Genomic DNA, 24331 nt, shown 5'->3' on the forward strand with positions numbered 1-24331 from the left:
ACCAGAAACCCACGAGAACTACAACCGGGCCATCAACAAAATCAGATGGCAGATCGAACAGGCCATCGCCAACCTCAAAACCTGGCACACCCTCAAAATCGGTTACAGACGCCCCGCCGACACCCTCCCAAACACCATCACAGCAATACTCGGAATCATCTTCACCTACACCCCATGAATAAGCCTCTGGCATTGGCGTGTCACAATGAAAGGTGAAGACCTGCCGCTGAGTAATTGGATTATCAAATACACCAATTATGACCGCCATGCCCTAAGCCGGCCTGTGGGCGTGCAAGTATTCTGTGATGCGCTGATCCCAAACAGCAGGGGTGAATCCAGTGGCTTCCAGCTTGCTCAGATTAAGACTCGAGTCCGCCGGCCTCGGGGCCGCCTGCTTGCCGGCGAAATACTCCTCGGTCGTCACAGGCTTCACGTCCGCCGGGTCATGGCCGGTGAGTTCGTAGACGCGTTTGGCCACGTGGGCCCAGCTGACCACCTCGCCTTCGCAGGAGAGATTGTAGGTACCGAACTCGGCGCCGGTGCGCAGCAGGTGGATGATGCCCGCCGCCAGGTCGGCGGTGAAAGTCAAGCGTCCAATCTGATCATCCACCACGGATGGTGCGACACCGCGTGCAGCAAGGTCGGCCATGGTACGCACGAAATTCCGGCCATCGCCGACAACCCAACTCGTGCGGACCAGATAGTGCCGCGGCACAGCGGCCACGGCCGCATCGCCACCGGCCTTCGATTGTCCGTAGACACTCAGCGGGCTGGGTGGCTCGTCCTCGGCGTGGAGGCTCTTCGTGCCATCGAAGATGTACTCGCTGGAGACGTGCACCAGCACGATGCCGTGCGCCGAGGCGGTGCGGGCCAGGTTCGCCGGGCCGATCGCATTCGCGGCCCAGGCTCGGGGACGCCCCTCCGCCGTCTCCGCGCCGTCGACATCTGTCCAGGCCGCCGCGTTGATGATGACATCGATGCCGGACCAGTCGTAGGCGTCCACAGCGGCCCGATCGCTGATGTTCAGTTCGTCAAGGTCGACTCCGATCGGCTCGAACCCAGACGCCGCCAGTTGCTTCATGAGCGCCCGACCCAACTGCCCGCGGCAGCCAGTGACGAGCACCCGGGGAATCCTTGGTGGGAAGGGCTTCACCATGGCCAGGCGGGGGTGCGTCTTGTCCTTATCTGACAAGATCGCCTTGCCCAGGGGGATCGGCCAGTCGATGGCTGCGGTCTCGTCGGCCAGATTCAAGAAGGTGTACTCGGCATCAGGCGACCAGTGGTCGTTAACGAGATAGCTGTAGGCGGTATCGGGTTCCAGCGTCTGGTAGGCGTTGCCGACCCCGCGTGGCACGAATACGGCTGTGCCCGGGTCGATCTCGCAGGTGAACACGGTACCGAAGCTGTTGCCGGCACGTAAATCGACCCAGGCTCCGAAGACACGCCCAGTGGCAAGGGAGACGAACTTGTCCCAGGGCTCGGCGTGAATGCCGCGGGTGACCCCCACCGCATCGTTGAACGAGATGTTGTTCTGCACTGGGCCGAAATCGGGCAGCCCCAATGCGGACATCTTCGCGCGTTGCCAGTTCTCCTTGAACCATCCCCTGCTGTCACCATGAACAGTCAGGTCGATGACGAGGAGATCCGGGATCGGGGTGGATCGCACGTCGAGCTGCTTGGAGTATTCGAGAGTCATAGTGGTCACTGTCCCTGCGCTGCGTACCTTGCCTCGGCGGTCGCCTTCTGGGGACGCCACCAGTCCTCGTTGGCGCGGTACCAGTCGATGGTGGCGGCCAGGCCCGCGTCGAAGTCCTGGTAGACCGGCGCCCAGCCCAGCTCGGTGCGCAGCGTGCTCGCGTCGATCGCGTAGCGCATGTCATGGCCGGGGCGATCATTGACATGATCGTAGTCACCGGGGTCACGGCCCATGGCGGCGAGGATCTTCTCGATCACCGTCTTGTTATCGAACTCGCCGTCGGCGCCGATGAGATAGGTCTCGCCGATCCGTCCCGCCTCAAGGATGCGCAGAACTGCTGCGTTGTGATCGTCCACGTGGATCCAGTCGCGCACATTGAGACCGGCGCCGTAGAGTTTCGGGCGGACGCCGTCGATGATGTTCGTGATCTGACGGGGAATGAACTTCTCGACGTGCTGGCGGGGGCCGTAGTTGTTCGAGCAGTTGCTGATGGTGGCCCGCACCCCGAAGCTGCGCACCCAGGCGCGCACGAGCAGGTCCGAGCCAGCCTTGCTCGACGAGTAGGGACTCGACGGGTCGTACGGGCGATCCGGGGTGAACCTTTCGGGATCGTCCAGTTCCAAGTCGCCGTAGACCTCGTCGGTGGAGATGTGGTGATAGCGCACGTCATGGGCGCGCACCGCCTCGAGCAGGCAGAAGGTTCCCACCAGGTTCGTCTGGATGAACGGCTCGGGGTCGATCAGGGAGTTGTCGTTGTGTGATTCGGCGGCGAAGTGCACCACCGCATCGGCCCGCGACACGAGAGCGCCGACCAGCCCACGATCGCAGACGTCACCGGTGACCAGCTCGAAGCGGTCGTCGGGCAGGTCCGCGAGCGAGGCGGTGGTGCCCGCATAGGTGAGCTTGTCCAGCACGGTGACCGTGTGGTCGGTGCGTGCCAGGAGCAGATGGACGAAGTTCGATCCGATGAAGCCGGCGCCGCCGGTGACGAGCAAGTGAGTCATGATCCCTCCCGGATGCTATGAGGTTCTGCAATCGTCATCATCCCCGGAGGCTTTCGCCTCATCGGGGAAGACCCAGATGCGGTAGGTGAAGTAGCGAAAGACGGTGGCCATGGCCTGTCCGATGAGAGTGCCCGAGATATTGTCCGAGAGCCAGCTGTGCAGGCCGAGCACGTAGCGCGAGAAACCCAGGCAGAGCTCCTGCAGACCCATGGCGATGACGTTGAGAATGACGAACGCGAGTAGCCGGCCCCCGGTGACCCGAGACTTGCGAGAGTTGAATGTCCAGACCTTGTTGCCGATGTAGGTGAAGACCGAGGCCACGGCGATGGCGATGAGCTTAGCGGCCAGCGGCCTGTCGAACATCGGGCCGTGATGCCCCGGCCAGGGCCGGGCGTAGACCAGCAGATTGAAGGTGAGGTAATCGATGACGAACGCCACGCCGCCGACCGCAAGGAACTGCAGGCCGGCGACGAGATGCTCCTCCAAGAGGCCTCTGGTTCTGCCAGTGCTGACCTGATCACTCGATGCCACCCACTTACTCTATGCGGCCCACGGCAGGTCACGGGTTAGGGGAACACCCTTCAGGGTACGATCCTCTCGTGAATGAACCGGTGAAGCGTCCAGGAACGCCCCCTGACCCCGATGCCTACAAAGACCTGCGCATCGTGGCCATCGTCCCCTGCTACAACGAAGAGGCGGCCATCGCCAAGGTCGTCACCGATCTGCGCGAGGCGGTGCCCCCGATGGAGATCTACGTCTACGACAACAACTCAAGCGACAACACCGCGGCCGTTGCAGAGGCCGCTGGCGCGATCGTCCGTTTCGAGGAACGCAAGGGCAAGGGCAACGTCGTGCGACGCGCCTTCGCAGACATCGACGCCGACGTCTACGTGATGATCGACGGCGATGACACCTATGACACCGCTGATCTGCCGGCCATGATCGATCTTCTGCTGCGCGGCCCCTACGATCATGTGCTTGGCTGTCGGCAGGACGACGCCGAGGACTCCAAGTACCGTCCCGGCCATGCCGCGGGGAACAGGGCCTTCAACCGTTTCGTCTCGTGGACCTTCGGTGAGCAGGTCACAGACATGCTCTCCGGCTATCGGGTCTTCTCTAGACGTTTCGTGAAGAGTTTCCCCGCCACCTCTCGTGCGTTCGAGATCGAGACCGAGCTCACCGTGCACAACATGAGCCTGCGCGTGCCGAACGCCGAACACCCCTGCGGTTTCCGGGACCGAGCCGAGGGCACCGAGTCCAAGCTGAACACCTTCAGCGACGGCTTCAAGATCCTCGGGCTCATCATCAGCCTCACCCGGCATGAGCGACCGGTGTTCTTCTACGGCATATGGTCTGTGTTGTGCATCCTCGTCGGCCTGCTCGTGGGCATACCTGTCATCACCGAGTTCACCCGAACCCACCTCGTGCCGAGGCTCCCCTCGGCCCTGCTCGCCACGGGACTGATCCTCATCGGCGTCGTCATGTGGATGCTCGGACAGATCCTCGAGGGCATCAGGCGGAACCGCCGTGAGGAGGCACGGCTGCAGTACCTGCAGTACGCAGCCCCCCGTTGATCAGTGCGGAGCAGCCCTCCCCCGCGCGCAACTGGGGCGATGCCCCCCGGCCGACGGTGATCCTCTACCTCGCCCCGACCGTCATTGCTGGCAGGCGGTGATCCGGTACAGGGTGTTGCCCTCGTCGTCGCTCAGGACCGGTTCGAACCCAGGCGTGGACTCGTCGATGTCGTAGCCCTTCCAGTTGGCCGGGTCATAGCCAATGAACACCGGTGTCAGTGGGCCGCCGTTGATGCCGTTGGACTCCATCGACAGGTAGTACTGCACGTTGTACTTGTCGAGGACCCGGCATACCTGCTCGTTCGTCGCTGCCTCGCTGAGATGGCCCTGGACGGTCTTGATGTCCTGGGTCGGGTGGCCGATCCAGTTCGCCTCGTAGTCCTTGAAGTAGACGTTCACGTCGAAGAGCGGGTAGGCGTAGGCCGAGCCGTCGTACGGGAAGTTCGCCACCTCGACCCCCTCGGGGACGATCTCGGCGACCTGTTCGAGAAAGGCGTACTCGTCGTCCTGGAAGGGGGTGTTCTGGTTGAGCTCCGATTCCTTCTGCAGGATCTCGCGCTGGGAGCTCTGGCCTGCGCCGACGCAGGTCAGAACCACGACGACGAGCAGGGCGATCAGATGGGGCACCAGACCCGGTTGTGCATGGCGGAGCCTGCCCCAGCACCACTCGCAGGCCTTGACCAGGCCCAGGGCGGCCAGGGGTATTGCCATCATCGGCCCGGCGGCGATCAGCCGGTTGCTGTCGTGGTACCAGAAACCGGTGAGGACATTGCGGAAGGTGCTGCGCGAACTCGTGGTCACGACATAGAAGAAGCCCATGAGGACCCACGAGCCGACAAGCCACACGAGACGGCTGTTGCGCACGGCCGCAACGATGCCGACGAGCACCACGGCGGCGAGCAGATACTGCCCCTGCTGCCCACCGTCGTTCGGGGCAGAGGTTGCGTAGGCGCGCACGGCCTGTGCGGCCGACTGGAAGGGCGGCCACTCGAAGGTGACCGTGCGCTGAAGGGCCGGGTGCTTGAACAGGACGCCCCAGCAGACGCCTACAACTGCGACGAGGAGCGCGCTCAGGCCCGAGGCCATCACGATGCGACGAAGCCCCTGCCACTTGGTGCCGCACCAGTGGAAGAACTGCTGGACTAGGAACGGCAGCCCGAGCACGACGATTGTGAACGCCGAGTTCGGCTGCGCCAGACCGATGCCGACGAGGCCGACGAGCAGTACGACGGCCCGTGTGACGTGCTCGCGTGGCGGGGCGCCCAGGTGCGTCAAGGCGCGAACGAACAGGGCGATGAAGGCCGGCAGCAGCGCGTAGGACAGGAAATTCGAGTAGAGCACCCCATAGATGACGAAGCGGTAGGGGAAGGTCGCGAACAGCCCGCTGAAACCGAGGGAGAGCGCGACCCAACGTGGGGTGTGCCCGAACAACTCACAGGTCAGGCCGAGCACGCCGAGAGGCCAGACCAGGACGAGGATCGCCGTGCTGCTTGCGGCGACGGCCACGGGGATCGACACGCCCGTGCCCTGGACGACGAGAGCGATCATGTCGTGCCAGGCGGCGGGGTAGAGAGTCGAACCGGCGGTGCGGTCGACCATCGCCGAGGTGAGTGTCGAGCCGTTCTGGGAGTCGAGGATGTACTTGATCACCGAGAAGTGGAAGGGCACGTCATAGGGCTGGGGGAAGTTCTCCGGGCCGCGCATCGGTCGTGCGAAGTCGAAGACCCAGATGATGAGGCAGATGACGAAACCCGTCACATAGGCCATGACCAGGGTGCGCAGGGGCGGGTGCCCGTCGCGAGAGTCCTGATCGGGAACAGATCGTCCCGTACGGCGTGCGGGCAGGTTGATGAGCAGGCGCAGGGCCCAGAACAGACCGATGCACACGAGGACACCGAGAAGGATGCTCGCCGGGCTGAACCCGATACCAGCTTTCCCGTAGACCACCGCCAGGGTGGCGACCAGCGCAGTGGAGATCATGGGGGCCGGGTAGACCGCTCGGACACCGCGGGCCCCGAGCGCCAGCAGGGCAAGCATGCCCGGCAGCATGTACAGGACGATGGTCAGGAGAAGTGGGAGAACCATCTGGGCCCAAGGCGTCACGGGTCGTCCTTTCCACGGGTCATTGTCGGTGTGCGGTGCAGAACATCATGCGCCACGATTCCAGGGGAATACCGGAGAACATTTGGGCCACAGCATAACAACACATGCTGCGGCGAGCCGCGACGAATAACCGTCAGACACTGGCTAACCTCTGCCAGGGCACCACCGGAGCGAATCGAGCCGTAAGAGTCGGCCGGATCCGGGAATGGTAGGGGTTGAGGAGAACCAGAGTGAGGGTCCGACAGTTCGACGTCTGGGCGTGCGTTCCTGCCGTCATCGCGCCGGCTGCGGCCGTGTTCGGCCACAGCTTCGCCACGACCGGCTCAACCGCCGAGACGAGGCGCCTTCTGAGAGAGGAACCAGTTCTGCTGTTCGGCGGCGCCCTGCTGCTCGCCATCCTCGTCTACTGGGCCGCGCATCTGGTGTTCGTGTGGTTTGACCGGGCCGTGGCGGGCGCCGCCGGAGCGCCGCACGGACATTATTTCAGCAGAAAGCTGTGGCTGACCGTGGTTGCTCTGCTCATCCCCTGGTCCGCATGGTGGGTGATCCACTACCCCGGCGCCCTCGATGACGACACGATCTACCAGTTGCTCCAGAGCAGCGGCTTCCGGCCGTGGAGCAATCACCATCCTGTTTTCGACACCTGGTTGTTCGGTCGCTTCTGGGCTCTCGGAGACCTCTTGGGCTCCAAGAGCACGGGCCTAGCCGTTTTCACCGGACTCAACATGGTCGCGACCGCCCTGGCGACCGGAGCCGCAATCCACTACACGCGATGGCTGGGCGCACCCCGCGTGATGGTGCGGCTGCTCACCGCATCCCTGGCGCTCATCCCGATCATCCCCATGTTTGCGATGAGCATGACCAAGGATTATCTGTTCGGGTGGATCTACCTGCTGCTCACCCTCTGCTTCATCGAATGTGTACGGACGCGGGGCCATGCTGTGCGGAACAGGGGCTTCGCCCTTCTCATGTTCTCCACGGCCCTGCTCTCGATGCTCACCAAACAAACCGGTCTCTACTGCCTGCTCGCCGCTGTCGCGGCCCTACTCCCCTGGTGCTGCCACAATCGCCTGCGCGTCACCGGCGTCCTCGTGACACCGCTCATCCTGTTCCTGCTCTTCTCTCACCTCGCTCTGCCGGCGCTCGGGGTGCAACGGACCAAGACCAGTGAGATGCTATCGATCCCGCTTCAGCAGACGGCGCGCTACGTCGTCATGTATCCGGACGAGGTCACTGCCGAGGAGAGGGAGGCCATCGAGGCCGTCCTGCCCTACGAACAGCTCGACGAGCTGTACAAGCCACATCGCTCGGACGCCGTCAAGGACAACTGGCTCGCGGGCGATGATCTCGCCGCGATGAAGGCGTATTTCAGGGTCTGGTTCGCGATGGGGCTCAAGCATCCATTGGCCTATGCTGTAGCGACCTTCAACAACACCTACCCGCTCTTCTATCCGCAGCCAATGGATGACCTCTATGACCAGGTCAGTCCCTCGTTCTTCACGCCCGAGCGAATCGACTACTGGTACGCGATCAGCGAGCACGACTCGGTGACTCGTCAGGACATCGAACAGGAATTGTCAGGCATCGAGGCAGCGCCCGGCATGACCACTGTGCGCGGCATCGTGAACAATGCGTACCACGGTGTGCGTCACAGTCTTGTCGGCGTGATCCTCCTGTCCGGCGCGACCTACTGCTTCTGGATTCCACTGCTCGCCGCCTGCTATCTGGTCCGTACCCGCCGAACGCATGTTCTGCTCGCTCTGGTGCCATACATGGTCTTCTTCCTGACACTCGTGGCAGGCCCCATCGTCCTTCCGCGCTACCTCTCGACGACGGTCTACCTGCTACCGACGATGGTGGCGCTGCCGTTCGCCGCCTACCGAAGGGCAACGCCGCCGGTTGAGGGGTCCGGAGCCCAGGACGAGGGGTGACGACAGCCTCGTGATGCACAGAACCATGCAGTGCCGACCGTGGCGCCACCATATATTGTGGGGCGCAGTAATGTCCATCCGGTGCGTCAGCATCAGCGCTGAGGGGAGCTTCCGTGCAAGCAGATTTGGTGATCGTCGGCGCGGGCCTGTACGGCCTGACCATCGCGGAACGCGCCGCGAACGAACTGGGCCTGAAGGTGGCCATCGTCGACCGGCGCGGCCACATCGGCGGCAACGCCTACACCGAGCGCGAGGCCCGGACCGGCATCGAGGTGCACCGCTACGGCGCCCACCTGTTCCACACCTCCAACGAGAAGGTGTGGGCCTACGTCAACCAGTTCACCGACTTCACCGGCTACGTGCACCACGTCTACACGACCCACAACGGCGAGGTCTTCCCGATGCCCATCAACCTGGGCACCATCAACCAGTTCCTCCATGCGGCGCTGACCCCCCAGCAGGCCCGCGACTGGGTGCGCGAGCAGGCCGGCGAACTCGCCGGGACCGACCCCGAGAACCTCAACGACAAGGGCATTCAGCTCATCGGCAGGCCCCTCTACGAGGCCTTCATCAAGTACTACACGGGCAAGCAGTGGCAGACCGACCCGAAGGACCTGTCCGCCTCGATCATCAACCGCCTGCCGGTGCGCTACACCTACGACAACCGCTACTTCAACGACACCCACGAGGGCCTGCCCGTCGACGGCTACACCGCCTGGTTCGAGCGCATGGTCGACAACCCGAACATCGAGGTGCACCTGAACACCGACTTCTTCGACGACGGCGAGTTCGGCAAGGCGGCCACCGTGGGTGCCGTGCCGGTGGTCTACACCGGCCCGGTCGATCGCTACTTCGACTACGCCGAGGGCGAGCTGGGCTGGCGCACCATCGACCTGGAGGAGGAGGTTCTGCCGATCGAGGACTTCCAGGGCTGCGCGGTCATGAACTACCCCGACCCCGACGTGAAGTTCACCCGCATCCACGAGTTCCGGCACTTCCACCCCGAGCGCGACTACACCAAGGACGCCACCGTCATCATGCGCGAGTACTCGCGCTTCGCCGGCCGTGACGACGAGCCCTACTACCCGGTGAACACGGCCGAGGACCGCGCCAAGATCCTCAAGTATCGTGAGCGCGTCAAGGCCGAGAAGCAGATCCTGTTCGGCGGGCGTCTCGGCAGCTACAAGTACTTCGACATGCACATGGCGATCGGCTCGGCCCTGAGCATGTACGAGAACAAGCTCAAGCCGCACTTCGCCGCCGGCGAGGCGCTGGTCTCCGGAGGAGTTGACGAGTGAGTAACACCGAAACCACCGCTTTGCGTGAGATCGCCCACGTCTTCTTTGCTGAGGCCGATGACGCGGCCGGCATGATGCTGTGCATCGACAAGCCACTCAAGGACCAGGAGGTCTCCCGCGTCGTCGATCCGGCCGCGATCCCCGAGGAGGACCGCATCTCGCGCTCCTCGCTGCGGGTGCGCGAAGGCATGAGGGCCTCATTCGGTTCCTACTTCAACGCCTTTCCGGCTGGTTATTGGCAGTGGTGGACATCGGTCACCGAGGTGACGCTGCGGGTGAGCACCAGCGGGTCCGGCCGCATCATCGTCCACAGTTCCCGGGCCCGCTCACTCGGCACCACCAAGACCAATACCAGCGGCCGTTCTGGCAAGCCCGCCTTCTCCTCCGTGGTCATGTCCAAACAGGTCTCCGGCGAGGGACAGACGACGGAGTTCACCCTACCGCTGAAGAACTTCGGTGACGGCGGCTGGTACTGGTTCGACCTGGTGGCCTCTGCTGACGAACCCATCGTCCTCAACGAGGCCCTGTGGCTGGCCGCCGACAACGGCAGACACGGCACCGTCACCCTCGGCATGACCACCTTCAACCGGCCTGCCGACGCCGTGCAGAACGTGCTCCGCGTGGCTGGTGCCGCCGAACTCGATGACTGCGTACGCGAGATGCTCGTCGTCGATCAGGGCAACAAGCAGGTCGAGGACGATCCCCGCTACGCCGAGGCCTCGACGGCCATGAAGGGGCGGCTGCGTGTCATCAAGCAGGGCAACATGGGCGGCTCGGGAGGCTATGCCCGGGGCATGTACGAGACGGTCAAGGGCAGCAACGGCACCACGTCGGACTATTTCATGACCCTCGACGACGACATCGAGATCGAACCCGAGTCGATCTTCCGTGCCTGCGTCTTCGCTGACTACCTGACCCACCCGGCCATCGTCGGCTCCCACATGTTCGACATCAACCGCCGATCGTCCCTGCTGGCCTACGCCGAGGTCGTCGACGAGTACCGCTTCAACTGGGGGCCGATTCCTGGCCTCGGCGACATCGACTTCTCCGACGAGGGCCTGCGATCCATCGCCGAACTGCATCGCCGCTGGGACGCCGACTACAACGGCTGGTGGATGTGCCTCATACCGCGCACCATCATCGAGGAGATCGGCCTTCCGCTGCCGGTCTTCATCAAATGGGACGACTCGGAGTATTCTCTGCGCGCCCGCGCCCAGGGCTATCCGACGATCTCGCTCCCCGGCTCGGCCACGTGGCATGCCTCATGGATCGACAAGGACGACGCCACGGACTGGCAGGCCTATTTCCACGAGCGCAACCGACTCATCGCGGCACTGCTGCACTCGCCCTACGCAGTGGGGGGACGCATGGTGCGCGAGAGTGTCAATGTCCTCACCAAGCACGCCCTGTCGATGCAGTACTACGCGGCGACGCTGGTCGCGCAGGCCATCGACGACGTTTTCGCAGGCCCTGATCGGCTCCACGGCATGCTCGAGTCCAAGGCGGCCGAGATGCGGGCGATGAAGGACGATTTCGTCGATGGGCCGGTCATCACCGACTTGTCGCAGCGCCCGGCCATCAGGGCCGAGCGCGCGGTTCCGCGCATCACGAAGGCCAAGCAACCCAACCCGCGCACCCTGATCCCCTGGGCCGCGACTGTGGCGATCCGGCAGGTCTTCAAGAAACCGACCGAGCTGTCCCGCAGCTACCCCGAGCGGGCCGTCGCCAGGGGCGACGCGGCCTGGTACTATCTGCCCAAGCTCGACTCGGCCCTGGTCAGCAACAGCACCGGTAACGGTGTCAGTCTCTACCAGCGCGACCCCCAGCAGGCCCGAAAGTTCCTGGGCAAGGACCTCGTTCTCCACGCACAACTCGCCAAGGCATGGCCTCGACTGGCCAGAACCTACCGGCAGGCCCTGCCTCGCATCACCTCGATGGAGGAGTGGGGAAAGACCTTCGCCAAGTACCCCGAGCAGGACTGATCTCGTGAGTTCTTCCTCGCAGAGTCCCGTGCCCGCGACACAGCTCGAGTTCCACGCCCCCGGACAGGGGCGTGGGCTCCGTGAGGTCTTCACCAACCGCTTCCTGCTCAAGCGCATCGTCAACAAGGAGATCCAGGTCCGCTACCGGGCCTCGGTGCTCGGTCTGGTGTGGAGCTACATCAAACCGGCCATCCAGTTCGCTGTCTTCTTCGTGGCGATGGGTATCTTCCTCGGCCTCAACAGGGGTCTGCCGAACTACGCGATCTACATGTTCAGCGGCATCGTCGTGATGAACCTGTTCACCGAGGTCTTCGGCAACTCCGCGCGCATCATCGTGGGCAACGGCGATCTCATCAAGAAGATCTACCTGCCGCGTGAGCTGTTCCCGGTCTCGAGCCTGTGGGTGGCGTGGATCCACTTCTTCCCGCAGGTGGCGATCCTGCTGGTCGTCGACCTCATCGTCGGCTGGCATCCCACGCTCGTGCAGATCCTGGCGTTCCTCGCCGGTTTCGTCATCGTCTCGGTGTTCGCGCTGGCCCTCGGCCTGATCTTCGGCACGGCCAACGTCTTCTTCCGCGACTCGGAGAACTTCGTCGACCTCATCAACATGGTGGTCACCTGGCTGAGCCCGGTGCTCTACATGTGGGTGCTGGTGGCGAACACACTGCCGCACTGGGCGGTGGTGTTGTACAAGTTCAACCCGCTGACGACCGCCGTCGAACTCTTCCACGACGCCTTCTGGGCGCCCACCGTCACCGGCGAGGTCCCCTACGAGACCTGGCACGTCATGCCCCACCTGTTCTCGTACTGGACCCCCATCGCGCTGGTGACCAGCTTCGGTCTGCTGCTCGTGGGCGACCTGCTGTTCCGTCACTTCGAGGGCAAGTTCGCACAGGAGCTGTGATGGCCAGGAAGATCGCACTCGAACCGCGCGACGAACGCGTCGTCGTCACCGCACAGCACGTCACGAAGACCTTCCTGCTGCGTCACACGCGCTCCATCAAGGAGGCCGTCGTCTGGCTGTTCAAGGGCCGCAAGAAGGACATCACCAACGAGTTCCAGGCCATGAACGACGTCAGTTTCGACATCGCCGACGGCGAGTCGGTCGCACTCATGGGCTTCAACGGCTCTGGCAAGTCCACGACCCTCAAACTCATCAGCGGCGTCATGCACCCCGACGGCGGCGCCGTCGGCATCAAGGGCAAGGTGGCCGGCCTCATCGAGGTGGGCGCCGGTTTCCACCCCGACCTCACCGGCCACGACAACGTCTACCTCAACGGCGCGATCCTCGGCATGAGCAAGGAGCAGATCGACGCCGCCTATGACGACATCTTGGAGTTCGCCGACATCGGCGACTTCATCAACACCGAGGTGAAGTTCTACTCCTCGGGCATGTACCTGCGGCTGGCCTTCTCGGTCGCGGTGCACACCGACCCGGACGTCTTCCTCGTCGACGAGATCCTCGCCGTGGGTGACGAGCCGTTCCAGAGGAAGTGCAAGGCCCTCATCCGCTCCATGGTGCGTGACGGCAAGACGATCGTCATCGTCAGTCACGATCTCGACATGGTCGAGAAGTTCTGCAAGCGGGGTCTTGTCATGGAGCGGGGCAGGCTGGTCTTCGATGGCCCCTGTGATCAGGCGGTGCGTTTCCTGCGTGGGCGTGCCTTGGATGGCAGTGAGGATCCGGCACGGCCTCCGTTGAGTGAGGAGGAGAAGGCCGAGCGGTTGTTCACCGACGCCGAGCGTGCGGCGGTTCCGGTTCGGGTGCGTGTCGGTGGCCCGCCACTGACCGCAGCCGAACGGGCCTGAGTCACTGCGGCACGTCCCGATGGCCGGGCAGGTCAGCTGGACGGAGGCTGTTGGCTGGCCCGCACCTTGCCCTTGCCGTGCCGCACCATGATCCGGTAGGCCGGTTTGCGGGCCCATGTCGGGACGAGGCGGTAGCCGCCGCGCACGACGATGTTGCGCAGCCCCTGACTCCGGGTGACGAAACCCGATGCCATGAAGGCCCGCTGCAGCTCGATCTCGCTGCGCAGCATCTCCTCGCCGCCGCGGCGCTGGTAGGCGCCGGCGCCGACCCGGTAGAGCACCAGGGGCTCGGCCAGGTTCGCCACCCGGGACCCCGTCTGCAGCATGCGGACGAACAGCCAGTAGTCCTCCATCTTGGCGAGCCTGCGGTAGCCGCCGGCGCGGGCCACCGCGGCCTTGCGGTAGACGACCGTCGGATGGTTGAACGGGTCCCGGAAACGCGCCATCTCGGTGATCTTCTCCGCCGTGGTGGGCAGCACCCGCACCACGCCCCTCGGGCCCGACTCGGTCTCGAACTCCTGGATCGCCGCGCCCAGCAGGTCGAGCGGCTCGCCCCCGTCCCCCACGATGACCGGGATCTGGGTGGCGAAGCGGTGGGGCAGCGAGATGTCGTCGGCGTCGGCGCGCGCGACGATCTCGTAGCGGCAGGCCTTGAGCCCTTCGACGAGGGCGTCGGCCAGGCCACGGTTGTGACCGATGCGCACGACGGTGACCGGCACGCCGCCGACCGCCGAGCCATCGATGGCGGCGTCGAGGACCGTCTCGATCTCGTCACTGACCTCGCCATCGCGGACGATGACGATCTCGTCCGGCTTGAGGCTCTGGTCGATGCTCACCGAACGCAGCGCACGGGCGAAGAACGCCGGGTCGTCGCCGGCGTAGACGGGCAGCAGGACGCTGAAGGCCGTCATCGGTCCCCCTCGACGGCGAGGACGTCGGCCTCGGCGGGGGTGCCGGCCAGTACCTGGGCGTTGCTGCGCGGCCCGTGGCGCAGCCCGTCGCGCAGCCCGGCCCGCAGCCCCTTGCGCAGGGTGGCGCGGTCGGGGGAGGCCTTGAAGGTCGAGGCCCAGCGGCGGAGCGTCGAGCCGCCGTAGAGCAGGCGTTCCCAGCCGGCCAGGGCCGGTGACCGGGTGAACATCCACACCTTGTTCCGCACCTCCTGGTAGAACCGCGGGCCCGGGTCGGCGCTCGTGTCACCGAATCTCTTCGTCAGGTGCTGGACGCGGCTGGCCGGGACGTACAGGCCCTCGCGGAAGCGCAGCAGGCGCGTCGTGTACTCGAAGTCGTCGTTCCACAGGAAGTAGTCGCTGATCGGCAGGCCCTCGGCCCGGATCGCCTGGGCGTCGATGAGGATCGAGACGAACGAGGCGGAACGGATCTGGCGGCAACCCGCACGTGCGGCATCGCGCCGGTGCTCCCGGCTCGCGCCGAGTCGGCTGCGCGGCGTGTTCATCGGGTGCTCGCGGCCGTCGTGCCAGTCGGCGCGGCTGGCCAGGACCGCCGGAGGCCGCGGGTAGCGGTCACGGACGTTCAGGAGTGCCTGCAGGGCCCCGGGGCTCGGGACGGTGTCGTCGTCCATGATCCACACCAGGTCTGCGTCGTGACGGTTGCAGGCCACGGCGATGCCGGCGGCGAAGCCTCCGGCACCACCGGTGTTCCTCGCCATGGTGACGACCTCGGTGACCGCAGGGTGCTCGGCCGCGACGCGTGGCGACTCGTCAGTGGAGGCGTTGTCGACGACGACCAGCGCCTCGGGCGGGCGCGTCTGCATGCCCAGACCGTCGAGACAGTGGCCGAGGAGTTCGGCGCGGTTCCACGCCACGACGACGGCGACGACCCGGGATGCTCGGGGGCCGCCGTTGGGGGTGTGGAGATCAGCCATGGCACAAGGTTATCCGGCCGCGGTGACTCTGTGCCCAGGGCGTGCCGGGCAACGAAGACTCAGCAGATTCTCAGGATTTCCGCACGTTGCGCGGGGCAATTTCTCAGATGATTCTCAGAAAAATCCCCTAACCTTTATCAGCCCCCTCCGATGTCGAAAGGCTCCGGCCGGCAGCACGTCACTGAGTGAACAGTTCACGACGTCTGCTTCGCCGGCGCCTCTCGGATAGCCGCCCCGTCCCGCCGGGCAGTCCACTGGGGACGATCTGGGCGGCCAGCAAGAAAACCCATGAGAGAGGACACGAACCCCGATGACGAACCACCGCGCGCTGTTCCATGCGCCATCACGCTGGCGCCTGGCCGTGCTCGCCTCGGCGCTGCTCATGCTGGTCGGCCTGATCCAGCTGGTCCCCACCAGCCAGGCGGCTGCTGCCTCCGAGATCAGCGCGAAATACGAGTCCTATGGCGGCGCCTCCAGTCGTCTGGGCAAGCCCACCGGTAAGGAGGTCTGCGGGCTGAGCAGGGGCGGCTGCTACCAGAACTTCCAGGGCGGGGCCATCATCTGGTCCGAGAAGACCGGAGCCCACATCAGCGTCGGATCGATCCGGGGCAAGTGGGTTGAGATGAATTCCTACAAGAGTTTCCTCGGTTACCCCACGACCGATGAGATCTGCGGACTCAAGAACGGCGGCTGCTACCAGGGTTTCGAGGGCGGTCAGGTGCACTGGTCGCCGGCGACCGGCTCCCATGCCACATCGGGGGAGATCGCCGAGAGGTGGACTGCCGGCGGCGCCGAGAACGATGCTCTCGGCTATCCCACCGGCGACGAGGTGTGCGGGCTCTGGAACAACGCCTGCTCCCAGAGCTTCCAGGGCGGGACCGTCTACTGGTCCGAGCTCACCGGTGCCCATGCGATCTATGACGGCGTCATCGGCGACGTGTGGAAGCAGGTCGAGGAGATCACCGGCTACCTCGACTACCCGGTCGGCGAGCAGTTCTGCGGCATGCGCGACGGGGGCTGTGTCCAGTCCTTCTATTACGGCGTCATCATCGGGACCCCCAGCACCGGGACCCATGCCGTCGGCCGTGAGATCTTCCCGCGCTGGCAAGAACGCGGGGCCGTTGAGGGCCCCTTCGGCTACCCGGTCTCCGGTATGGAGGCCGTTCCGGGGGCGATCGTCCAGTACTTCGAGGGCGGGGCGATCTACGGCTCCTACCAGCACCGCGAGTACTGGGCCATCGTCGAGGGCGCCATCTACCGGACCTGGCGTGACGCCGGCGCCGTGAACGGGGACTACGGCGCACCGCTTCGCGATGCGAAGTGTGACGCGGAGGACACCTGCACGCAGGCCTTCGAGCACGGGACCATCACCCAGCACGCCGACGGAACGACCGAGGGCACGGTGACCCCCTGACGCCCTAAGATGCTGAGCCGCTCCGCCGGTGTGAGTGGGGCGGGGACGTGACGCCTGGTGCTGTGGGCCCGCGATCATGATCGGGTACACAGCATCAGGCGTCCTTCTTCTGGTCCTTCTCCTGCGTGGTGCGGGCCCGCTCGATGGCCGCCAGGTGCATCATCTCGGCCTGGGTCGGCATGCCGTAGGCCCTCGCCACCCCGTCGTGCATCTCGATGATCTTGCGGCGCACCCGCTCGGAGAACTCGTGGGCGATCTCGCCCGGCTCGGCGGTCATCGGGGCGCCGTAGACGACGTGCACGTCGGGACGGCCGGGCAGCCAACGTTTCTCGGTGGGTGGCCACGCCGCCCACGATCCCACGAGCGCGACCGGCACGATCGGCACGTTGTGGGCGATCGCCAGGGCCGCCGTGCCCGGCTTGAAACGCCCCATGCCGCCGGTGCGCGAACGGGTGCCCTCGGGGAAGATGAGCAGTGAGACGCCCGCGTCGAGCAGTTCACCGGCCATGCCCCGGTGGTTCTTGCCCTTGCTGCGCGTGCGGTCGACGGGGAACGCGTTCATGAGCAGGTGGGTGCCCATGGCGGTGTACCACTTGTCGAAGAAGTAGTCCGCCGCCGCCCCGGTGGCCAGCTCCTTGGTGAGCCGGTTCGGCATCGTCAGCATGATGAGCGGGCCGTCCAGGTGGCCGGAGTGGTTGGGTGTGACGAGAAACGGTGCCCGCAGCCCGTCGAGGTGCTCCTTGCCGTGCACGTGCAGCTTGACGGCGCGGTTGAGCACGGGCTTGATGAGGCCGAAGCGCACCGAGTCGCGGGCGATGGCCGCCACCGTCGACTTGTACAGGCGCGGGTTGCGTCCGAAATCCATCAGCGAGCCCCCTGCTTGTCATGGCCGCGGCGCACCCCGGCCGCCACCCGGCGGGGCAGCCAGGCCGGGCCGTGCCGCAGCACCCAGCCGGCCACCTTCCAGATGGCCTTGGGCGTGACCTGGACCCGGCCCGCGGCGACCGCTGCGAGCGCCTCGGCGGCCACCTGCCCGGGACTGGTCCAGGCCCAGCCCGGCAGGTGTGGGCGGCGCATCCCGGCGGCCGCGTGGTAGTTCGTCCGCACCCAGCCGGGCAGGACGACAGTGGCATGCACCCCGGTGCCGGACAGGCGCCCGGCCAGGGCCTCGGTGTAGCCGATCACCCAGCGCTTGGTCGCCGAGTAGACGTCGGCGTCGATGAGGGCATTGATCGAGGAGACGTTGACGATCTCGCCTGCCCCGCGGCCGGTCATCTGGCGTCCGGCCGCGCCGGACAGCACGAGCACCGCCAGCGCCATCGCGTTGAGCGCGTCCACCTGGCCCGACCAGTCCGCGCCGAGCAGATCGGTGTGCGCCGCGAATCCGGCGTTGTTGACGAGGGTGGCGATCTCGTGGGATTCGATGAAGGACTCGACCGAACGGATGCCGTCCAGGCTGGTCAGGTCCGCTGAGAGGGTCTCGACGGTCACCCGGTGCCGGCCCCGCAGCTGCCGTGCCGCCGCCTCGAGCCGCGCGGTGTCGCGGGCCACGAGCACCAGGTCGTCACCGCGGGCGGCCAGGGCGTCGGCGAACGCCAGCCCGATGCCACTGCTTCCCCCGGTGACGAGTGCGGTAGACATGGCAGCCAATCTAGTCGGTCCCCGGCATCGGCTCCACCGGTGCGCACCATGCGGTCGGATCCGCGTGTGGCGCCGTGATGAGCGGTGATGCGTCGCCGAGCCGGGGAAGAGGATCTGAGGGGTGAACGTGCCGGGGCCGGCGGGCAGGCGCCCGCCGGCCCCGGCACACAGGTGAGGCGGGCCTGCTCAGCCGGCCAGCAGGCTCGCGGCCTGTTGTGCCATGGCGAGCTCCTCGTTGGTGCCGATGACGAGCACCTTGACCGCCGAGTCGGGGGCCGAGATGAGGTGCGGGGCCTTGTCGCGTTCGCTGTTCAGCTTCTCGTCGAGGACGACGCCGAGGCCGGCCAGCTTGTCGCAGACCAGCTTGCGCACGAACGACGAGTTCTCGCCGATGCCGGCGGTGAAGGTGATCGCGTCGAGACCGCCGAGCAGGGCCGCATAGCCGCCGATGTAGAACGCCAGCCGGTGGGCGTACACGTTCATGGCATTGATCGTGTCCGCGTCGCCGGCCTCGAACTGGGCCTCGGCGTCACGCATGTCGGTGACGCCCGACATGCCGAGCATGCCCGAGTTCTTGTTGAGCTCGGCGTCGATCCGGTCGACGTCCCAGCCCTCGGCGCGGTGCAGATAGGCGAAGATGCCCGGGTCGATGTCGCCCGAGCGGGTGCCCATGACCAGACCGGCCAGCGGCGTCAGGCCCATCGAGGTCTCGATGGCCCGGCCGCCCTTGACGGCCGAGATCGAGGCGCCGTTGCCGAGGTGGCAGACGATCTGGCGCAGCGAGCCCGCGTCGGCGTCCAGCACGCCCGGCACCAGGCCGGCGATGTACTGGTGGCTGGTGCCGTGGAAGCCGTACTTGCGGATCGAGTGCTTCTTCGCCAGCTCGCGGTTGATGGCGTAGGTGTAGGCCTCGTCCGGCAAGTTGACGAAGAACGCGGTGTCGAAGATGCCGACGTGCGGCACGTTCGGCAGCAACTCGAGGGCGGCCCGGACACCCTTGATACCGGCGGGGTTGTGCAGCGGGGCCAGCGGGACGAGTTCCTCGAGGGTGGCCAGCACCTCGTCGTCGATGACCGTCGGCGCCGCGAACCGGTCCCCGCCGTGCACCGTGCGGTGGGCGACGGCCGCGACGTCGTCGAGGGACGGGCCGTGCTCGGAGAACATCGTGAAGACGACCTCGAGGGCCACCGTGTGGTCGGGCAGTTTCGGGGTGACGGAGAACTCCTCGTCGCCGAGCTCGTGGGTGACGATGCCGTCATTCGCGTCGCCGATGCGCTCCACCAGCCCCTTGGCCAGCACGGCCTCAGACTCGGGGTCGATGAGCTGGTACTTCAGGGAGCTGGAACCGCAGTTCAGCACCAGGATTGGCTTGGCCATTTCTCTCCTTGTCAGGTCCGGGTCTCAGGCGAGCGGGCCGCTCGTGCCCTGGGCCTGGATGGCGGTCATGATGATGGTGTTGACGATGTCGTCGACGAGGGCGCCGCGCGACAGGTCGTTGACGGGGCGGCGCAGGCCCTGCAGCAGCGGGCCGATGGCCACGGCGCCCGCGGTGCGCTGGCAGATCTTGTAGCCGATGTTGCCGGCCTCGAGGTCGGGGAACACGAACACGGTCGCATGGCCGGCCACCTCGGAGTCGGGCATCTTCTTCTTGCCGACGACCGGGTCGATGGCGGCGTCGAACTGGATCGGGCCGGCGATCTTCTCGTCGGGGACGCGCGAGATGGCGTCCTCGTAGCCGGCGCGGACCCGGTCGACGTCCGGGCCGCTGCCGGAGGTGCCTGTGGAGTAGGTCAGCATGGCGACCTTCGGGTCGATGTTGAACATGCGGGCGGTCTCGGCGCTGGCCACGGCGATGTCGGCGAGCTGGGCCGGTTCCGGGTTCGGGGTGACGGCGCAGTCGGCGAACAGCAGCACGCGGTCCTTGAGGCTCATGAGGAAGGCGCCCGAGACGGTCTTCATGCCCGGGTTCGTCTTGATGAGCTGCAGGGCCGGGCGGATCGTGTTGGCCGTGGTGTGGTTGGCGCCCGACACGAGGCCGTCGGCGCCACCCATGTAGACCATCATCGTGCCGAAGTAGGCGCCGTCGGTCATGGTCTCGCGGGCCTGCTCGATGGTGACGCCCTTCTTGGCGCGCAGCTCGGCGAACTTGGCGGCGTAGGTCTCGATCCGCTCCGGGTCGTTCATCGAGACGATCTCGACGCCGTCCAGGTTGAAGCCCAGCCTGGCGGCCTCGGCCCGTACCTCGTCGGCCTCGCCGAGCAGCACGACCTTGGCGACGCCGCGGGCCGCGACGATCGAGGCGGCCTCGAGGATGCGGGGGTCCTCGCTCTCGGGCAGCACGATGGTCTTCAGCTCGGACCTGGCCTGGGCCATGAGCTCGTAGCTGAAGCGGGCCGGGGTGCGGGTGGTGACCGGCGTCGAGGCGGCCGCGAGGACGGCCTGGAGGTCGTCGCCGAGCACGGCGGCCGGCACGCCGAGCGAGGCCAGCAGGGTGCGGGTGGCGTCGGTGTGCGAGGGGTTGGTGGCGACGATCGCCGCGACGGTGGCGCACTCGCGGGCCAGCCCGTCGAGGGCGACGCGGGCCACGCCGAGCGTGTGATCGGGACCCTGGGAGGCGTCGACGGCCAGCACGACCGGGGCGGCCAGGTCGGCGGCCAGCCGGCCGTTGAGGGCCAGCTCGGTGGGGGCGGTGACGCCGGTGTAGTCGGTGCCCACGGCGACGACGGGGCCCTTGGCGGCGAGGGCCTCGAAACGTTCGATGATGCCGGCCTCGGCCTCATCGGTGTTCGCGGCGAACTCGTCGAAGGAGGCGCCGACGAGGCCATTGGCAGTGGCCTGCGTGGACAGCGGGTGGAAAACTGCGACGGGATCGGACTGGCGGCCCGCGGCCTCGGCGATGGCCTGAGCAACGGCGCTCAGATCGGCCTGGGCATCGGGGGACGCAACATATACACGTGTGCTCACAGAACAAAGTTACGCCACATGGGCGGCGCTGGCCGAACGGGCGACAACATATTCGGCAGTCAACATGAAACATGTGCCATCCGGTCCTGCTCCACGACGACGCTAGCGGGCGGACCCGTCCGGCAGGCCGCTGCCGCGCAGCTGCCCCACGGCGACGGCGACGATCGCGCCCAGCACGACTACCGTTCCGACGGCGATGGCCGCCGCGGGCAGCGCACCGGCCAGCGCCGCCACGAGCACCCCGCCGGTCACGAGGGCGGCGGTGATCGCCCTGCGGCCTCTCACCCGCTGCACCTGGCAGATGACCGCCAGGCCGATGAGCACGGCGGCCATGGCCCAGCCGACCAGCTGGGGCAGCTGCGGGCCACGGCCCGTGAACATGTCGATGATGCCGACGTGCAGGGCGAGCATGAGCATCGAGAGCATCACCAGGACGACGGTCCAGACCAGCCGTTCGTGTCGCCGGTCAAGGCCGGAGCGCAGCGCAATTGGCCGGGTGAGGCGGTTCCACAGCGGCACGAGCAGGAGCAGCAGGGCACTGGCCGCCAACACGACGGGCATCGCCGCGGCCGCCGCGGTGCGCGAGACCACCGAGCTGCCGTGGCGTCCCGCGGCCTGGCGGGTGACGATCCGCGCGGGCATGTCGTCCCAGGACCACAGGCTGTAACAGACCATCGCGGCCAGGCACAGCACGGTGACTGCGTAGCCGGTGACGGGGTGGACGATGCGGTGCAGGGCAGCCATGGTGCGCTCCTTCGTGGACTGCTCTCACGATGCCCGGCCGCCCACCAGCGCGTCATCGGCCATCAGGACACCGAGGCCTCCTCCTTAAGTCGCATCACGTCGAGTCGCATCCGGGCGGGCGCCGTCCTGCCCGGCACGCCGCGGCAGCCGGGCCAGGATCCGCCAGCCGTCCTCGTGCGGGCCCGCCATCAGCTGCCCGCCGAGCAGCTCGCAGCGCATGCGCATGCCCTCGACGCCCAGCCCCGAGCCGCTGATACCCGGTGCCGGCCGGGTCGCCCGGGCGTTGGTGACCGACAGCTCCACCCAGCCGTCCGTCTCGGTGAGGGTGACGTCGATCCGTGCCCCTGGGGCGTGGCGGTGGGCGTTGGTCAGCGATTCCTGGACGATCCGGTACAGGGCCATCTCCACGGCGGGCGAGACGAGCGGCTGGGTCGGCATGTCGAGGACGATGTCCGGGTTGATGGCCCTGGCCCCGCGCAGCAGATCGGACAGATCGGCGAGTGCCGGCTGGGGAGCGGTGGGCGCCGGTGAGCCGGCCCGGAGGATGCCGACCACCTCGTGCAGGTTCTCGCTGGCCCTTGAGGCCTCGGAGGTCAACTCGGCGAGCAGTTCACCGGCCCGCCGGGGGTTCCTGGCCAGCATCTGCCGGGCGAGCCGTGCGTCGAGCAGCACGGCGGTCATGTGGTGGGAGGCCACGTCGTGCAGTTCGCGGGCCATGAGACCACGCTGCTCCTCAAGGGCCCTGGCGATCCGCGCCTCGCGTTCGGCGCGTTCGGCCCGCAGCAGGGCCTCCGCCCCTGCCGCCCGCTCGTCGGCGGCGCGCAGCCACGCGCCGGTGAGCGTGGGTGCCGCGACGAAGAGACATCCTGAGGCGAATCCGATCATCGCGCGCAGAGCGACCGGCGTGGGATCATCGCCCGGCAGGGCGAGGACGAAGATGACGACCGTGGTCGCGGTGAACAGGCCGGCGGCGCCCCAGGCGAGGCGGGCCCGCGTGCGGCGCCCCAGCCAGTAGGCCAGGGGCAGCTGGACGAGGGCCTGCGTCGCGTAGGGATTGTGCAGCGCGAGAGCCGCCGCCAGGCATGCCACGTGGCAGATCGTGAGCCCCAGCAACGGGCGGGCCGGGAGCACCAGGGCGCAGACGACGCCGAGCAGTACCGCTCCGGCACCCATGATGACCTGCTCGGTCGTCCCGCCGATCACGCTGAGCGCGGTGAGGAGGCCGGCCAGCACCGTACCGAACGCGACGTGGCGTGCTGCCGGGGTGGCGTGCCTTGCCGCCATGAGCCTCACCCCCTGGTCCTGCGTGCCCGGGCCCGCCGGAGCAGCCGGGCTCCAACCGGAACTGTACGCAGCCCGGCCCGCCGCCGTGGCCGGTGACGGCGACAGAGGTCAGGGGCTCCCGGCCGGTGAACCCGCTGCACGAACAACCCGGCCGGCCCTATCGTGGAGACGGTCGACAGCCCCGGCGCCCCGGACCGGTCCGGGGCGTCTCGCAGGGATGGGAGGGCCGATGCAGAACACCCCGACGAGCGGCCGGTCTCACTCCCGCGCGGGGGAACCGGTCACCGTGCTCATCGCGGACGACCAGGAGATCGTCCGCCGCGGGCTGGGCGATTTCCTGTCCGAGACCCCCGGGCTCAGGGTGGTCGGCCAGGCCGGTACGGGGCGTGAGGCGGTGCGGCTCGCGGCCCGTGTCCGGCCCGACGTCGTCCTCATGGACCTGAGGATGCCGGACGGCGACGGGCTGTGGGCCAGCGGGCAGATCCTGGCGGCGCCGGAACCGGCGAGAGTCCTCGTCCTGACGACCTTCGACCTCGACGAGTACCTGTTCGCGGCCATGGACCTGGGCGTGGCCGGTTTCGCGAACAAGGACCTCGACCTTGACGAGCTGGCCGGGGCGGTCCGCACCGTCGCCGACGGCGGTTGCTGGCTGTCGCCGCGGGCCGCGGCCAGGCTCGCCGGTGAGTTCGCCCGGCGCGGGCCGGCCGGTGCCCCGGCCGGTGGCGACCCGCAGACCCTCACGGCAAGGGAGCGTCAGGTGGCGGCCCTGGTCGCCGAGGGCCTCAGCAACCAGCAGATCGCCCGCCGCCTGAACCTCGAGGTGACCACGGTGAAGGCCCACGTCGGCTCGATCCTCACCCGCCTGGACATGACGAACCGCGTGCAGGTCGCCATCTGGGCCCACGATCACCGGCTCGGCTGAAACCCGGACGGCTCAGGCCAGCAGGCCGCGGGGCATGCTCGAACCCCATCCTTGTGGCCACGCCATGCGTCAGTGTAACCGCC

General features: G+C 66.9%; 21 protein-coding genes. 8 read left to right on the forward strand and 13 right to left on the reverse strand.

What is annotated here, in order from left to right; all coding sequences use genetic code 11:
* The 4 genes from D9T14_RS13350 to D9T14_RS09625 form a co-directional block, all read right to left on the reverse strand.
* Positions 1–268 (reverse strand): hypothetical protein (locus D9T14_RS13350; protein ID WP_147434120.1); only part of this gene is annotated, 268 nt, incomplete at its 3' end.
* Between the two features lie 3 nt (positions 269–271).
* Positions 272–1696: a sugar nucleotide-binding protein gene (locus tag D9T14_RS09615; protein WP_119162133.1), complete on the reverse strand. Its 1425-nt coding sequence runs from the start codon at positions 1694–1696 to the stop codon at positions 272–274.
* A gap of 5 nt (positions 1697–1701) precedes the next feature.
* On the reverse strand, positions 1702–2700 hold the full coding sequence (rfbB, locus tag D9T14_RS09620; RefSeq protein WP_170175616.1) for a dTDP-glucose 4,6-dehydratase: 999 nt from the start codon (positions 2698–2700) through the stop codon (positions 1702–1704).
* Positions 2701–2715: 15 nt separating this feature from the next.
* Positions 2716–3231: a GtrA family protein gene (locus D9T14_RS09625; protein ID WP_197720614.1), complete on the reverse strand. Its 516-nt coding sequence runs from the start codon at positions 3229–3231 to the stop codon at positions 2716–2718.
* 68 nt (positions 3232–3299) lie between these two features.
* Between D9T14_RS09625 and D9T14_RS09630 the strand changes: the two genes are divergently transcribed.
* On the forward strand, positions 3300–4274 hold the full coding sequence (locus tag D9T14_RS09630; RefSeq protein ID WP_232012407.1) for a glycosyltransferase: 975 nt from the start codon (positions 3300–3302) through the stop codon (positions 4272–4274).
* A gap of 81 nt (positions 4275–4355) precedes the next feature.
* Here D9T14_RS09630 and D9T14_RS09635 read toward each other — a convergent pair whose 3' ends face one another.
* Entirely contained in the window at positions 4356–6377 is a 2022-nt protein-coding gene (locus D9T14_RS09635) for a DUF6541 family protein (protein ID WP_126464135.1), read from the reverse strand.
* 293 nt (positions 6378–6670) lie between these two features.
* Here D9T14_RS09635 and D9T14_RS09640 point away from each other — a divergent pair, with 293 nt between their 5' ends.
* The 5 genes from D9T14_RS09640 to D9T14_RS09660 all read left to right on the forward strand — a co-directional run bounded on the left by D9T14_RS09640 (position 6671) and on the right by D9T14_RS09660 (position 13397).
* Complete coding sequence (locus tag D9T14_RS09640) at positions 6671–8308, forward strand: DUF6020 family protein (protein ID WP_126464134.1); 1638 nt, start codon at positions 6671–6673, stop codon at positions 8306–8308.
* A 113-nt stretch (positions 8309–8421) separates the two neighbouring features.
* Positions 8422–9606 carry a UDP-galactopyranose mutase gene (gene glf, locus D9T14_RS09645; RefSeq protein WP_119162127.1) on the forward strand — a complete coding sequence of 395 codons (1185 nt, stop codon included), beginning with the start codon at positions 8422–8424 and terminating at the stop codon, positions 9604–9606.
* Positions 9603–11588: a glycosyltransferase gene (locus D9T14_RS09650; protein ID WP_126464133.1), complete on the forward strand. Its 1986-nt coding sequence runs from the start codon at positions 9603–9605 to the stop codon at positions 11586–11588. Before glf ends, D9T14_RS09650 begins: the two co-directional genes overlap by 4 nt.
* A 28-nt stretch (positions 11589–11616) precedes the next feature.
* Positions 11617–12492, forward strand: coding sequence for an ABC transporter permease (locus tag D9T14_RS09655; RefSeq protein WP_119162125.1), 876 nt, complete (start codon positions 11617–11619; stop codon positions 12490–12492).
* On the forward strand, positions 12492–13397 hold the full coding sequence (locus tag D9T14_RS09660; RefSeq protein ID WP_119162124.1) for an ABC transporter ATP-binding protein: 906 nt from the start codon (positions 12492–12494) through the stop codon (positions 13395–13397). The genes D9T14_RS09655 and D9T14_RS09660 overlap by 1 nt, the downstream gene beginning before the upstream one ends.
* Before the next feature lie 32 nt (positions 13398–13429).
* Here D9T14_RS09660 and D9T14_RS09665 read toward each other — a convergent pair whose 3' ends face one another.
* Positions 13430–14308: a glycosyltransferase gene (locus D9T14_RS09665; RefSeq protein ID WP_119162123.1), complete on the reverse strand. Its 879-nt coding sequence runs from the start codon at positions 14306–14308 to the stop codon at positions 13430–13432.
* Positions 14305–15279, reverse strand: coding sequence for a glycosyltransferase (locus tag D9T14_RS09670; RefSeq protein WP_119162122.1), 975 nt, complete (start codon positions 15277–15279; stop codon positions 14305–14307). Before D9T14_RS09670 ends, D9T14_RS09665 begins: the two co-directional genes overlap by 4 nt.
* Before the next feature lie 310 nt (positions 15280–15589).
* Here D9T14_RS09670 and D9T14_RS09675 point away from each other — a divergent pair, with 310 nt between their 5' ends.
* Entirely contained in the window at positions 15590–16693 is a 1104-nt protein-coding gene (locus tag D9T14_RS09675; protein ID WP_119162121.1) for a hypothetical protein, read from the forward strand.
* Between the two features lie 94 nt (positions 16694–16787).
* Here the strand turns inward: D9T14_RS09675 and D9T14_RS09680 are convergent, their stop codons facing one another.
* The 6 genes from D9T14_RS09680 to D9T14_RS09705 form a co-directional block, all read right to left on the reverse strand.
* Positions 16788–17558 (reverse strand): lysophospholipid acyltransferase family protein, encoded by a 771-nt coding sequence (locus D9T14_RS09680; RefSeq protein ID WP_119162120.1) that lies wholly within the window; start codon positions 17556–17558, stop codon positions 16788–16790.
* Positions 17558–18334, reverse strand: a complete 777-nt coding sequence (locus D9T14_RS09685) for an SDR family NAD(P)-dependent oxidoreductase (RefSeq protein ID WP_119162119.1) — start codon at positions 18332–18334, stop codon at positions 17558–17560. The genes D9T14_RS09680 and D9T14_RS09685 overlap by 1 nt, the downstream gene beginning before the upstream one ends.
* Before the next feature lie 186 nt (positions 18335–18520).
* A complete protein-coding gene (locus D9T14_RS09690; RefSeq protein ID WP_119162118.1) occupies positions 18521–19711 on the reverse strand; it encodes an acetate/propionate family kinase in 1191 nt (396 codons plus the stop codon).
* 24 nt (positions 19712–19735) lie between these two features.
* A complete protein-coding gene (gene pta, locus D9T14_RS09695) occupies positions 19736–21298 on the reverse strand; it encodes a phosphate acetyltransferase (protein WP_119162117.1) in 1563 nt (520 codons plus the stop codon).
* Positions 21299–21400: 102 nt separating this feature from the next.
* Complete coding sequence (locus D9T14_RS09700; RefSeq protein WP_119162116.1) at positions 21401–22042, reverse strand: hypothetical protein; 642 nt, start codon at positions 22040–22042, stop codon at positions 21401–21403.
* A gap of 84 nt (positions 22043–22126) precedes the next feature.
* The gene (locus D9T14_RS09705) at positions 22127–23326 is read right to left on the reverse strand and encodes a sensor histidine kinase (protein ID WP_126464132.1); all 1200 of its coding nucleotides are present in this window, start codon (positions 23324–23326) and stop codon (positions 22127–22129) included.
* Between the two features lie 229 nt (positions 23327–23555).
* Between D9T14_RS09705 and D9T14_RS09710 the strand changes: the two genes are divergently transcribed.
* Positions 23556–24248: a response regulator gene (locus D9T14_RS09710; protein ID WP_119162114.1), complete on the forward strand. Its 693-nt coding sequence runs from the start codon at positions 23556–23558 to the stop codon at positions 24246–24248.
* Positions 24249–24331 lie beyond the last annotated feature (83 nt).

The sequence above is a fragment of the Propionibacterium australiense genome, assembly GCF_003666605.1.
GTDB classification, from domain to species: Bacteria; Actinomycetota; Actinomycetes; order Propionibacteriales; family Propionibacteriaceae; genus Propionibacterium; species Propionibacterium australiense.